Source organism: Peribacillus sp. NPDC058075 (genome assembly GCF_042885195.1).
GTDB lineage: Bacteria > Bacillota > Bacilli > Bacillales > DSM-1321 > Peribacillus.
On record NZ_JBHVSL010000002.1, the window covers coordinates 549,202 to 563,194 of the forward strand.

At 43.1% G+C, this 13,993-nt stretch carries 12 protein-coding genes; 2 read left to right on the forward strand and 10 right to left on the reverse strand.

Going from position 1 to position 13,993, the window contains the following annotated elements; all coding sequences use genetic code 11:
- Positions 1-114 precede the first annotated feature (114 nt).
- A complete protein-coding gene (locus ACFVS1_RS20430; RefSeq protein ID WP_387550054.1) occupies positions 115-786 on the forward strand; it encodes a lysoplasmalogenase in 672 nt (223 codons plus the stop codon).
- Between the two features lie 86 nt (positions 787-872).
- On the opposite strand, the gene ACFVS1_RS20435 is transcribed toward ACFVS1_RS20430, so the two are convergent.
- The 3 genes from ACFVS1_RS20435 to gltC all read right to left on the reverse strand — a co-directional run bounded on the left by ACFVS1_RS20435 (position 873) and on the right by gltC (position 4,486).
- A complete protein-coding gene (locus ACFVS1_RS20435) occupies positions 873-2,072 on the reverse strand; it encodes a class I SAM-dependent rRNA methyltransferase (protein ID WP_241589469.1) in 1,200 nt (399 codons plus the stop codon).
- A 110-nt stretch (positions 2,073-2,182) separates the two neighbouring features.
- A complete protein-coding gene (locus ACFVS1_RS20440; protein ID WP_387550145.1) occupies positions 2,183-3,175 on the reverse strand; it encodes a PTS sugar transporter subunit IIC in 993 nt (330 codons plus the stop codon).
- 405 nt (positions 3,176-3,580) lie between these two features.
- Positions 3,581-4,486, reverse strand: a complete 906-nt coding sequence (gene gltC, locus ACFVS1_RS20445; RefSeq protein WP_387550057.1) for a glutamate biosynthesis transcriptional regulator GltC — start codon at positions 4,484-4,486, stop codon at positions 3,581-3,583.
- Between the two features lie 160 nt (positions 4,487-4,646).
- Here gltC and gdhA point away from each other — a divergent pair, with 160 nt between their 5' ends.
- Positions 4,647-6,029 carry an NADP-specific glutamate dehydrogenase gene (gdhA, locus tag ACFVS1_RS20450; RefSeq protein WP_387550059.1) on the forward strand — a complete coding sequence of 461 codons (1,383 nt, stop codon included), beginning with the start codon at positions 4,647-4,649 and terminating at the stop codon, positions 6,027-6,029.
- 186 nt (positions 6,030-6,215) lie between these two features.
- Here the strand turns inward: gdhA and rbsB are convergent, their stop codons facing one another.
- The 7 genes from rbsB to ACFVS1_RS20485 all read right to left on the reverse strand — a co-directional run bounded on the left by rbsB (position 6,216) and on the right by ACFVS1_RS20485 (position 13,978).
- Positions 6,216-7,139, reverse strand: a complete 924-nt coding sequence (gene rbsB, locus ACFVS1_RS20455; protein WP_352924290.1) for a ribose ABC transporter substrate-binding protein RbsB — start codon at positions 7,137-7,139, stop codon at positions 6,216-6,218.
- A gap of 15 nt (positions 7,140-7,154) precedes the next feature.
- Positions 7,155-8,099, reverse strand: coding sequence for an ABC transporter permease (locus ACFVS1_RS20460; RefSeq protein ID WP_352924291.1), 945 nt, complete (start codon positions 8,097-8,099; stop codon positions 7,155-7,157).
- 1 nt (position 8,100) lies between these two features.
- Positions 8,101-9,582: a sugar ABC transporter ATP-binding protein gene (locus ACFVS1_RS20465; RefSeq protein WP_352924293.1), complete on the reverse strand. Its 1,482-nt coding sequence runs from the start codon at positions 9,580-9,582 to the stop codon at positions 8,101-8,103.
- Between the two features lie 18 nt (positions 9,583-9,600).
- Entirely contained in the window at positions 9,601-9,993 is a 393-nt protein-coding gene (rbsD, locus tag ACFVS1_RS20470; RefSeq protein ID WP_387550062.1) for a D-ribose pyranase, read from the reverse strand.
- Positions 9,990-10,874: a ribokinase gene (gene rbsK / locus ACFVS1_RS20475; RefSeq protein WP_387550064.1), complete on the reverse strand. Its 885-nt coding sequence runs from the start codon at positions 10,872-10,874 to the stop codon at positions 9,990-9,992. The genes rbsD and rbsK overlap by 4 nt, the downstream gene beginning before the upstream one ends.
- Positions 10,871-11,857, reverse strand: a complete 987-nt coding sequence (locus ACFVS1_RS20480; RefSeq protein WP_387550066.1) for a LacI family DNA-binding transcriptional regulator — start codon at positions 11,855-11,857, stop codon at positions 10,871-10,873. The genes rbsK and ACFVS1_RS20480 overlap by 4 nt, the downstream gene beginning before the upstream one ends.
- A 309-nt stretch (positions 11,858-12,166) precedes the next feature.
- A complete protein-coding gene (locus tag ACFVS1_RS20485) occupies positions 12,167-13,978 on the reverse strand; it encodes an IucA/IucC family protein (protein WP_387550068.1) in 1,812 nt (603 codons plus the stop codon).
- Positions 13,979-13,993 lie beyond the last annotated feature (15 nt).

Below are 13,993 nucleotides of genomic sequence, written 5' to 3' on the forward strand. Positions count from 1 at the left end.
CCTGGTTAATCGGGAGTCAGTTTTTTTCATTTTAACGACTTTCTTGTAAACAGCTCTTTAATTGACAGGGTTTCCATATCCTTGCATAGAATTAAAGGTAAAGGAGGGAAATGAATGTTAATGAAATGCTTACCTGCCGCAATCACTATTACGGGGCTATTATATATTTTTTTTATACCGGAAGAGCCTTTAATGATCAAAATCATGTTCAAGGTCATCCCCATGTTATTGATTTTGCTCTATGCCTGCACAACTGTGGGAAGACGGAATCATTACCAAACCTTGATACTTCTTGGTTTATTCTTTTGCATGCTTGGAGATGGTTTGTTAATCTGGTTCGTCATCGGGCTTTCCGCCTTTTTGATCGGCCACCTTTTCTATATTTCAGCATTCTTTAGACTTTGGAGCTTTTCATGGCTTCGATTTGCGACGATTGTTCCGATTTACATTTACTCCACTTGGATTGGCCGTGAAATTATACATTCTTTAATGGAAAAAGGGGAACATACCCTCATCATCCCTGTAATCTGTTATGTAACGGTCATCTCCCTCATGGGCTGGGCGGCATTCATGACCGGAAATACGGCTGCAATCATCGGCGGGGTCCTGTTCGTGATTTCAGACTCCATTTTATCTTGGAACAAATTCATCGATGATGTTGCCTATTCTGGTCCACTGATCATGCTTACCTACTATGCAGCCCAGTTTTGCATCGCTAACAGCATTCGCATGAAACCTTCTTTTCATTTATCGAAAGGTTTGAAAAGTGAACGGCCAAACCTTTGAATTCCGAATATCCGTTCGTTTCACATGAAACAATTTTTCATTAAAAAAGGCATCCTCAGCTCTAATGGAACTGTGGACGCCCTTTTTTAACCTTTAATTTTCTTAATGAAGACTACTTTTAAATAGTTCCCTTCCTTATATTCCCTTATTGTTTTAAAATCAGCCGGTAATGAGAATTCTTCCATGATCTCATATTTACCATCCATTTCCTTGAAAGCAACATCAATGAAGCTCTTGAATTTTTTCATGTCAAACGTACTGCAATTAGTTGAGGCGATAATGACCCCATTGTCTTCCGTAATGGAAATGGTATCTTTCAATAGATTTGTGTAGTCTTTTCCGGCACTGAAAGTAAACTTCTTCGATTTGGCAAAGCTGGGCGGATCGAGGATGACCATTTCAAACTTCAGAGCTTTCTTCACTGCATATTTAAAATATTTAAAAACATCCATCACCACGATATTGTGGGCTTCAGGATCTATTTCATTCACACTGAACTGCTCGATCGTCTTTGGTAAACTGCGATTCGCCAGGTCGACACTAGTTGTTTTAACAGCACCGCCTAAAGCGGCAAATACGGAGAATGCCCCAGTATAGGAGAACATATTCAACACGGTTTTCCCTTTGGCGTATTCATCCCGGATTTTCCTTCTGACATCGCGTTGATCAAGGAAGACACCGACCATTGCCCCATCATTCAGATAGACAGCGAAATGGACTCCATTCTCCTTTACAAGAAGCGGAAATGCCGGCTGTTCGCCCATGACAAAATCGTCTTCATCCACGTACTGCCCCTTTGTATCAAAGCGTTTCTTTTGATAAATCGATTTGACCTCGACCGTTTCCTGCAATGCCTTAATGATGTAGTCTTTAAAGGAATATATCCCTTTGCTATACCAGCTAATGACATAGTGACCATCATAATGATCAATGATTAAACCGCCAATTCCATCACCTTCCCCATTAAACAAGCGGAAAGCTGTAGTCTCACCATCTTCAAAAAAAGACTTCCGGAATTCATATGCTGCCTGGATTTTGCCGTTAAAGAAGGATTGATCGATTTTTTCATTTTCTCTTCGGGTCAATACCCAGCCATAGCCCTTATTCTGTTTACCATAATAACCTTTTGCCAGAAAGCGGTTGTTTTCATCCACCAAACGCACCAAGGCCCCCTCTTCCTGAAGGTCATTAAGGTTGGCTATCGACTCTTTAACAATCAAGGGAAAACCCTTGCTGATTTTACTCACGAACTTAGCTTTCACTTTTATATCTATTTCTTTTCCCATCTATATCATCCTATCTATGCAAATGCTTTCCTCCCCATTTTACCCTAATCCCTTTATAAATAAAAACCAGCCCGGTTCCTTAACCAGGCTGGTTTCCAAGAAAACTTTGATTATGAAACTTCTAAATGAAGATCGCCTGGCTTAACTTTACCCATCATCTTCAATACCCGATGTAAGGCAAGTGTGATCACAGCTGGCAATACCATGCCCACTGCCACATAAACCAAGAACGTGTACAACCCCTGACCCGTTATGATGGCAATCGGTGCAATCATTGAACTTAACCCCATTCCTCCAAGCTCATACGGCACTTGAAAATCGAATGCCAAGGTTGCGATAGGTGCACAGATGATTGCCGCCACAAAAGGAGGAATGACATATAAAGGCTTTTTGATCAGGTTAGGAAATTGGACTTTTGGCGTAACGACCATCTGTGCCAGGAATCCGCCCATATCATTATCTTTATAAGACATGACAGTGAACCCGACAAACTGAACGGTACATCCAATTAGAGCTGCAGCACTGGAAACGGGATCTAATTGCAGGGCGATCGCCAGTGCAGCGGAAGACGCCGGTGTCATCAATAAAATGCTCCATACCAAGGCTATGACCATGGAACCGATTAAGGGAGAACCCTGGACCGCAGCCGTGGTTTGACTGCTTATCCATGTTAGGAGCGGAGTGGTGACAAGAGCCAGGCCATATCCCGAAACTCCACCGACAAGAACTGCTCCCATTGGGATGGCCATGATGTCCAACTTCGTTTTGCCGACTAGGCGCTTACCTATATATGTTGCAATCACTGCTGCCAAGACAGCACTTAGCGGCTGACCCGTAACAATCGTGAAGGCACCCTCAGCAGTTCTGTGAATGGCAGCACCTCCAACGGCACTTGAAGCCATGGCGCTAAAGATAATTAATGAATTTCCTCCAAGCTGATATGCGATACCTGCTCCTAAAGCTGGCGCTAGCAAGACCTTTGCGGCCCCGCCTATTGCCATGAAGACCTCCCAGCCTAAATAGCCCCCTATGGATTCAAACAATAACCCGATCCCTAATGTAACCAAGACAGCGTTGGCTATCCCTGTTGATGCCTTGTACATTCGATCGCTGATGTATTCTTTCCTGCTCACTTTATCTCCACTCCTTATTAATTATCAGAATATTCAATTTAGAAAAATCAAAAAAAATAAAGGTCTTCATTAAAAAATGCCTATTAAGTATATCGTACCGCTACCTAAATGTCTGCTAATGTCTTCCCGTATAATAACATGAATTTTCTGATAATGTAAATGATATTTTTATTCTAATAAAATAAAAGCGCTTTCAAAGATAAAGATTTAACACATTACCATTCAATAAAAACCCATAATTTATTATTTAAAAATAATTTACCCCATTGTAAGATGTCTATTTGAGGATATTTCGGTACATTTGCGACAAAAAAAGAACCCGGTTAGGGATTCCTTCATTAGCTGGATTTATGACTTTTCTAATAGATACCCATCCTATTTTTGAAAACCTTCCAATTTTACAAAAGTGTCCTTCAAATATTGGTAAAACAATTTCTCCGTTGGCATAAGTTCCCTATCAGTTGGAACGATGACACCTACAGCCCTGGTAACAGAAGGTTCCTCCAGCGGCAATTTAACCGTAAGACGCGGCAAGCTATCGATCAAACAAATCTCAGGTATCAAGGTTATACCCAGACCTGCTGCCACCAGGCCTTTTATGGCATCAGTATCTTTTCCTTCAAATGCCACTTCCGGTTCAAAGCCATGCAGTTTGCAAGCTTTCATAACGAGATCCCTTAATACATAACCCTTTGGAGATAGGATGAACGGGTTTCCTTGAAGCTCATTCAAGAATAGTGATTTCTTCAAGGCCAAAGGATGACTTTCCGGTAAAAGGGCAACTAACTTCTCAATAAATAGCGTTTCACCTTTGATTTTCTTTTCATTCATCGGCAGAGGACCGATCAAGGCCATGTTAATGTTACCTTTTATTACCGAATCTATCAGGTATCGATATGAACCTTGTTTCAATGTGAATTTTGCCTGCGGATAACCTTCCCTGAAGTCGGAAATGACCCTTGGCAATACATAAGAAGCTAAACTGCTGGGAAAGCCAATCCGGATTGTCCCTTTTTCTGGGTGCAGGCTTTCAGCCATCTCACGCTTGGCACGATCGATTATATCCATAGCTTGCTCCATATTCGCTAAAAAGGTATGTCCGATAGGCGTCAATCTAATCTTTCGGCCATCCCTGATAAATAGTGGTACGCCCAATTCTTCTTCTAGATTGTAGATTTGACGACTGACAGCTGACTGGGCAACATGCAAGTTCACTGCTGCTTCCGTCATATGTTCACGCTTTGCCACTTCAATGAAATATTCGATTTGCCTTAATTCCACTCTAAGCTCCCTCTTCCATATCAAAACAGCATGCTACTTATCTAATATTCAGATTGTTTGTTTTATTTTTAAATTATATCATGAAAGTATCATCTAAAAACCGATATCTTATTCAATTAATACTTTAAAACGACTATATTGCCTTAAGGGAGAGAGAAGAATGACCACTTCACAAGAAGTCGAGCATGAGGAATTACAAGTCGCCAAAGAGTTCGTAAGTCAAGTATACGCACAGGTAAAGGAGCGTAATCCTCACGAAAATGAGTTCCATCAAGCTGTAAAGGAGATATTCCTTTCACTGATCCCCGTTTTTGCAAAACATCCTGAATATATGAAAAGCGGGATATTGGAGAGGCTGGTTGAACCTGAAAGAATGATCACCTTCCGTGTTTCTTGGGTTGATGACCTGGGCAATGTTCAAGTAAACCGTGGGTTTCGTGTGCAATTCAACAGTGCAATCGGACCATTCAAAGGCGGTCTCCGATTCCATCCCACTGTCAATACCAGCATTATAAAGTTTCTTGGTTTCGAGCAAATCTTTAAAAACTCTCTTACTGGCCAGCCGATCGGTGGGGGAAAAGGCGGGTCGGACTTCGATCCAAAAGGAAAATCGGACGCAGAAATCATGCGTTTTTGCCAAAGCTTCATGTCGGAACTATCCCGCTATATCGGCCCTGATACAGACGTACCAGCTGGTGACATCGGAGTCGGTGCAAGGGAGATCGGTTATCTATTCGGCCAGTATAAAAAGATGCAGGGCAGCTACCATGCCGGTGTTCTAACTGGTAAAGGCATAAGTTATGGCGGAAGCTTGGCCCGTAAAGAAGCGACTGGATATGGAACGGTTTACTTTGTTGAAGAAATGCTAAAAGACAAAGGGTTACAATTCCATGGCAGCACCGTCGTTATCTCCGGATCTGGCAATGTATCCATTTATGCCATTGAAAAAGCTACACAGCTAGGCGCAAAAGTGGTTGCATGCAGCGACTCCAATGGCTACATATATGATGAAAATGGTCTGAACCTGGATACAGTACGACGCCTAAAAGAAGTGGAACGAAAACGCTTGAGCGAGTATGTCGATGCGCACCCGGAAGCTGTATACCATGAAGGAAGCTACGGCATTTGGTCTGTACCATGTGACATCGCATTGCCTTGTGCCACACAAAATGAAATCGATGAAGAAGCAGCAAAATTACTGGTCAAAAATAATGTGAAGGCAGTCGGCGAGGGTGCTAATATGCCTTCAACCCTTGAGGCCATTGATGTTTTCCTTAATAACGGAATCCTTTTTGGACCAGCAAAAGCGGCCAATGCAGGCGGCGTAGCCGTGTCTGCACTCGAAATGGCCCAAAACAGTGCCAGAATGCCTTGGACTTTCGAAGAAGTCGATGCCAAGCTGCATGAAATCATGAAGAACATCTATAAAAACAGTGTAGAGGCTGCAGAAGCATATGGTGAGCCTGGCAACTTAGTTGTAGGGGCCAATATTGCCGGATTCCTTAAAGTGGCGGATGCGATGCTGACTCAAGGTATACTCTAGCAATCAGTTGATTTAGGAGGCGGTCCGACAAGGGCCGCCTTACTTTTGTAAAAGAATGCTCTCACTTTCTTATACTCTCTCATTCATATCAATTCAAGCTGGATTGTCCACAATCAGATAACATCAATGGAATTAAAAAAAGGAGTGCCGGAAAAGTTCCGGCACTCCTCATTGTTTGTATGACAATCATTTTTTGGTGACCAATTTCAATGGAACGGATATTGTGTCATCCACTTTGTCGCCTTTTAAGATCTTTTCAGCCGCATTAACCGCTTCTTCACCGATAAGTGACGGTTGTTGGGCAATCGTAGCTTTTAGTTCACCGTTTTCAACTGCTTTCAATGCATCATCATTTCCGTCAAAACCAACCACGATGATGTCTTTTCCTGCTGCCTTGATTGCTTCAATGGCTCCTAGTGCCATTTCATCATTATGGGCGAATACCGCTTGGATATCTTTATTGCCTTGCAGGATATTTTCCATGACGTTAAGCCCTTTTGTCCGGTCGAATTCCGCCGTTTGGCTTGTCAGGACATCTAACTGCTTGTCCGCAATATTGTGGAAACCTTTCCCGCGTTCACGAGTTGCAGATGCACCAGATACCCCTTCAAGTTCCACTACTTTCGCTTTTTCGCCAAGCTCCTTAACTAGATATTCTGCAGCCATTTCACCGCCAGCCACATTGTCGGAAGCGATGAACGTTTCAATGTCGCCTTCGTCTGAAGAGCGGTCAATCGTGATAACGGGAATGCCCGCTTCATTAGCTGATTGAATGGCTGAAGATATTGCCGCAGAGTCAGTAGGATTCACAAGAAGGACATCCACCTTTTGAAGGATTAGATCTTCAATTCCGCTGATTTGTTTTGCCGTATCATCTTGGGCGTCAACAACTGTGACTTTCATGCCTTTTTCTTTTGCTTCTTTTTCAATACCATCTTTTAAGGAAACGAAGAATGGATTGTTTAAAGTAGAGATGCTGACTCCGACTTTCACGTCTTTCATGGAGGAGTCTTTCTTTTCTTTTTTATCATCTGTTAGACCAGAATCCATTGAACAGGCAGCCAAGACCATTAATGAAAGAACCATGATGATCGATACTATTTTTTTCATTGATTACACCTCTTCTTATGATTTTTTACGGTCAAGTAAGACCGCGATTAATATAACTGCACCTTTTACCACTTGTTGGTAAAAAGAAGATACACCAAGTAAATTCATGCCGTTATTCAAGGTACCGATGATCAGGACACCGACCAGCGTACCGAACAAGCGTCCTTTACCGCCTGAAAGGCTCGTTCCCCCCAGCACCACTGCAGCGATGGCATCCATTTCATAGGATTGGCCTGCCGTCGGCTGTGCCGAATTCAGACGGGATGTCAAAATGGCACCGGCAATGGCCGCCATCGTACCGGCCAGACCATAGATGGCCACCTTGACCCGGTCAACTTTAATCCCCGAAATGCGGGAAGCCCTTTCATTTCCTCCAATGGCATAAGTTTTACGGCCAAAGGATGTTTTATGAAGCAGGAACCATAGGATGAAGAAAGCGATAACCATTACAACGGCCGGTACTGGCACTCCAAGGAAGTAACCTCTCCCAAGCATCTGGAACATAACGGAATCGCCAATTCCGGTAATCGGCTTTCCATCCGTATACACAAGCGTTAATCCCCGGAAAATCGTCATGGTGGCCAGTGTCACGATGAAAGGGGCCATTTTTCCCTTTGAAACGAGTATCCCATTGATTACACCCATTATTGCGCCTAGTAGAATGCCTATTAATATTGCTAAAATCGGATCTAATCCCGAGACCATCATACCAGCCATAAGTGCGCTGGATAGAGCTAAAATGGAACCGACGGACAAGTCGATGCCGCCTGTCAATATGATAAAGGTCATTCCAAATGCAATAAGTGCATTGATGGAGGTTTGACGCAATAAATTCAAAATATTATTCGGTTCCATGAATGATGGATTTAAAACGGTTATTACGATAAATAAAAGTACCAGGGCGAGTAACGGACCGAATTTCTGCCAAATCCCGCTTTTCCCTGTAGCCTCAAGTTTCATCCTAGTTCCCTCCTGTCGCCAATGCCATAATTTTTTCTTGCGTCGCTTCCTGCTTTAACAATTCCCCAGCAATCCCACCTTCGTGAACGACAAGGATTCTATCACTCATACCAATGATTTCCGGAAGCTCTGACGAAACCATGATGATGGCGATGCCCCGCTCCGTCAATTCATTCATCAACTCGTAAATTTCACGTTTTGCGCCAACATCTATGCCCCTGGTCGGTTCATCCATAATTAAAACTTTAGGGGAAGTGCCGATCCATTTAGCTATTACCACCTTCTGTTGATTTCCTCCGGATAGATTGCCGATGACCGTTTCAGCAGAAGATGTCTTTACATGAAGTCTCTTAATCATCATTTCGGCAAAGTTCATCTCATCTTCCGTTTTTACGATTCCGTTAGGAGCAAAACTTTTGAGATTCGGCAAGCCGATATTTTCCCTTACAGAAAAGTCCAGGATCAACCCCTCTTCTTTACGGTTTTCCGTAATGAAAGCCAGGCCGTGTCGAACTGCATCCGTTGGTTTTCGTATGGAAACCTTCTTGCCTTCAATGGTGATTTCACCGCTGTCTATTTGGTCGACACCAAAAAGGGCGCGCATTATTTCTGTTCTTCCTGCTCCCATCAATCCGGCGACACCGACAATCTCACCTTGGCGAACCGCGAAATGGATATCTTCAAAAAGCCCCTTTTTAGTTAAACCTTTTACATCAAGGACTATGTCGCCAGGATTCGCTTCACGATGAGGAAAACGATCCTCCAGCTCCCGCCCTACCATTTTTTGAACGACTTCATCGAAATTTGTATCTGCAATTCTTTTCGTATCGACGGTTTTTCCGTCACGCATTACGGTGATCCTGTCACAAATGGCGAATATCTCTTCCATCCGATGAGAAATATAAACAAGCGATACACCCTTTTTGGTAAGTCCCTTCATCACTTCAAAAAGCTTCTCTATTTCCCTATCAGTTAAAGCTGCTGTGGGCTCGTCCATGATGATGACTTCGGCATCCGTCATGAGCGCCTTAGCAATTTCAATCATTTGCTGTTCCCCGACAGAACAAAATCCGGCTTCCTTATCAAAAGGAAGGGAAATATTAAGTGTTTTAAAAATCTCGTTTGCACGCGCTTTCATTTGTTTCGTCTTGAGGACACCGAAGGCATTCACCATTTCCCTGCCGATAAATAGATTCTCCAGCACGGTCATTTCTGGCCAAATATTCAATTCCTGACGAATAAAGGCCATTCCTGCCTCTTCCGCTTCCTTTGAATCCTTGAATGAGGTTTCTTTACCGTTAATCTCAATCGTCCCTTGATCTTGCTTATGCAGCCCGGTCAAAATGTTCATCAAGGTTGATTTCCCCGCACCATTTTCCCCCATTAGCGCATGTACTTCCCCAGCCTCTAAAGAAAAATGAACACCTTCCAATACCTTGTTTTGACCAAATGCTTTATAAATATTGTGCATTTCGATTTGCATGCTCATCATCTCATTTCTTTAAAAGAATACCCCAGACTGCAATATGCAATTTGAATATGGCGTCGTCTCACCGGTCCGGATTACTGCTTTCGCATTACTTGTCAGCCTTTTAAAATCCTCATGGGAAACATATTCAATCGCTGCTCCGAATTGCTGCTCCATATATTGATGCTGTTCCGGATTTTTAACCTTCACTTCTGTGGCAGCGATAACTTTTTCAACAACCATATCTTCGTGAATCGCCCGGACGACATCTTGAAATGATGGTGTTCCAGGCGTCAATGCTAAATCTATCTTGCAAACTCCAGGCGGCACCGGCAGCCCGGCATCACCTACGACAATATAATCGGTATGACCAAGGTCAACCAGGACCTTGGCTATTGAACTATTGATGATTCCTTGACGTTTCATGCTTCAAAGCCCCTCTCGACCTCTATCCTTTGCGGCATGCCGCCTTGGGCTCCTAACTTCGTCACGGAAATGGATGCTGCCCGGTTTGCGAATAACAAACATTCGTCAAAACTTTTTCCTTCTGCAACAGCCACGGCAAAGGCAGCATTGAAAGTATCCCCTGCGCCTGTCGTATCCACCGCTTCCACTTCAAAGCTTGGAACTGCCCTTTCTTCATTTCCGTCAAAATAACGGACGCCATTTTTTCCTTCAGTAATGAATAATTTATTGGGATACTCAGTCAAAACTTCCGTTCTATCTCTCCCATTGAATAGTATTTCGAATTCATGTTCATTCGGAGTAAGGTATGATGCCTGTTGAATGACAGCCTCGCTTAGTTTGCGGGCGGGAGCTGGGTTCAAAAGTAATCTCTTTTGAAGCGTGCTGCACAACTCAGCCAGATATTCCACCGTTTCCTCAGGTATTTCCTGCTGAACCAACACGATATCCGATTCCTCTATTACCTTTTTCGCCTTTTTTACATATTCAGGAGTAATGAAATCATTCGCACCTTTTACAACAATAATGCTATTATCACCTTCCGAAAGGGTAATGTGTGCTGTCCCGGAAGCGGAACCTGTAACCGGTTCCACATACTTCGTGTTTACATGATTTTTTTTCAGGTTATCTAAGATGATCTCTCCATACACATCATCTCCTACACATCCAACCATCGACACTTCTGCACCAAGACGTGCCGCTGCAACAGCCTGGTTAGCTCCCTTTCCGCCGGGAACCGTGATAAAGGACTCCCCTAAAACCGTTTCACCAGCCATTGGCCGCTTGGCTGATGTCACCACCAAGTCCATTGAAGAACTTCCCACTACTGCAATTCTAATCATGTCTTCTCCGCCTTCCTTCTCGTTGTTTGTCTCTCCACAAAAGAAACAGGGAGCTTTTCATGTGTTACTTCCACTTCTTCTTGATTGATCCTTTTAATTAGCATTTCCGCCGCTTGTGCCCCCATCTCATAGGCTGGCTGCCGAATTGTCGATAACGGCGGGTGCAATAACGCTGTGAAGGCGATATCATCATAGCCGATCAATTGTATGTCTTCCGGTATCCGTATTCCCCGTTTTAAAATCTCTTGAAGTGCGGCGGCTGCAACAATATCATTACAAGCGATGATTCCATCCGTTTCCGGATATTGCTCGAACAGCTGCTTCACGCAAGTTTGCCCGCCCTGAAGAGTTAGGGATGAATCCATGACTTGCACGTTCACTTTTGCTTGTTTCAATTCTTCGTATGCTGCCATGTACCGTTCATATACAGGCTTTATTTCGACTGGCCCCCTAATGAGGACGATATTCGTACTGCCTCTATCCATTAATACGCGCGCTGCCAGCTTACCGCCTGTCTTTTGATCGGAATAAACAGCTGGTAATTTCTCAGCTGTACGGTCGAGAAGGACAACTGGAATATCCAGATTATCGAAATTTTGATTGGCTTCTTCACTAGTTGAAGCAATCATGCCCACTACATTATTTTGCAGGAATGTGTCGATATATTCTATTTCTTTATCTCTCTTTTCATCACTATTTCCAAAAATTAACCGATAACCAAATTGCTGCAGACAGTCCTCCACACCTCTTGCCATTTCCGGGAAGAAAGGATTCGTAATGTCCGGCAAAATCAAACCAACCAATTTGGATTTACGTTTGTAGAGGGATCTTGCCACTTCATTCGGTTTATAATTTAATTTCTCAACAGCTGCCATGACCACCTTTTTTGTGTCCTCATGTGCATAACCACTGCCATTCATAACTCTGGAAACCGTTGCCACAGAAACCCCAGCTTCCTTAGCCACATCCCGAATAGTTGCCAATATATCACCCTCAATAATTTTGTGTAACCGTTTACACATAGCTTATCACCAATTTAAATGAACGGCAAGCCCTATTCCAAAGATAATTTTTGATAAATTTAAACCAAAATGGATAAAGTTATTATCGCTTTATAAATGTTGATTGGAGCGGGTGTCGAGACTCCTGCTTAGAAAAGTGTGTCTAGGGGAGACCCCGCAGGCTCAGCCGAGGGCAGACCGCCCGCGGAAAGCGAGTGCCTGGAGCGGAAATCAACGGTCAAACTGTAAAAGCCATAAGAAAACTGGCCCAAAGTCTGAGCCAGTTTAACTTTATAGCGTTTTTGCAGATACCTTTTCATAAAGGGCATTATTCACGTGCCCAAACTCAGATGCATGCGGACGGTCTTCACCATCGCTATATCCATATTGAAGCATCCGATTTCTATTCAGGCAGAGTTTTGTTAATTTTGGCGCAAAGAAATTGAATGTATCGAAACGGTCCTGTAACATAGGGAATTTTTTCTGATGTGTCAGGATCGTTTGTGCGACACCTTCCCAGAAAGCATTCTCATCCAAAAGGGACCTCTTCATCAAAAGTGTTGACAAGTATCGGAAATGACAGATGAACAGTCCCGTGAAAATGAATTGAACCAGCCCCTCGGGAGTCTCGCTTCGCAGTACTTTCCTTAAATCATCAGGAAGGCTGCTTAACTCAGGAAGCGGCTGATCACTGACGTTCACATCATCTACAAAATCCTTGATGGCCAAGCGGTGAGGCTTGTAATCCTTCAAAACTAAAATGGTATTTTGACCATGCGGCGAGAAGACCAATCCATATTGATAGATAAAATGTAATAATGGTGATAGGATGACGTCGAATAATTGAGCTATCCAGGCTTCTGCAGTCAATCCCGATTTTTCAATAAGGCTTTCCACATATGGTTTCCCTTTGCTGTCCACATGTAAAAGGGATGCAAGCGTAATGGGCTTTTCGCCTTCTTCCATATACCTGTATATGCTTTCTCTCCAAATCCCCCCCAGCATCTCTAAATATTGATACGGTACGTTCTCTAGCTTGGAATAATACGGGTGATCAACATTTAAACTGGCCACTTCACCAGGAAGCACTACTTTGCATTTTTCTTTCAAGAATGAATCATTTTCATAAATGTCCTTTATATACGTTGTGATTTTTGGGGCGATGACTGTCCGTTCAGCTGGCAATCCCCGGTAGACTAGCGTATTTAAAATGCTCATCGGCAGCTTGACGTGGTGTTTATCCTTATTCGATACATTAACGAATGTCCGGATGGATTGTTGCGGCAGATACTTATCAGGACCATTTCCCAAAGCTACGATCAGCCCTTTAGCCAAGTCATCGGTAAAGTTCTGGATGATTACATTCTTCCACTGCCATTCATGGACTGGGAGGTAGTAATAGTTTTCTGCGTTCAGCCCTTTTTCCGTCAATAACTTTGCAAAAGATTTTTGGGTTTCCCCATCCAGTTCAGTCTCCATCAATTGCTTATAGGATAACGTTTCGACTGAGTTGAATTCCCCCCTCGTTTTATGGATGGCAATCCAGGATAACTGAACTTCCTCCTGGTTTTCTGGAGCGAACTGCAAATAATCATCATAACCGAAACCGATTCTTCCCTTGTTATAAGCAATCCAAGGGTGCCCGCTCATTTCTCCTTCAAGTAATGCGTAATCCAGTTCGACTAAATCATCCGCATCTTGTTCAGGTTTGGATAGCAATTGGAGATCCGCAAGCAGCGTATGATGGAATTCTTTGATTAAATGTCCTGTTGTTTCTGCCGTCATCCCAATTAACGGCTGGATGTCCAAAATGAATTGAATGGCATCCTTGGCCTGTGTAAAGCCTTCCGTTTCACATACCTGGATCGATTCGGCCTGTACTTCATAGCTATCAAATAGACGGGGCGACGCTAAAAATCGATAAGATTTCCCCTCATTTATCTTTAACTCATATAAGTTTCCTGCTGAATTTTCATTCAGAACAGCTGGATGGATCATATCTTCATACATATACTCAGAAATCATCTTGGCCAGCAGGTTTTGGTTTACAATCGACCAATTTTTTTCTGAAACTGCCTGTTCCACTTCATTTATGAACTGCATATACTTCTCCCCTTC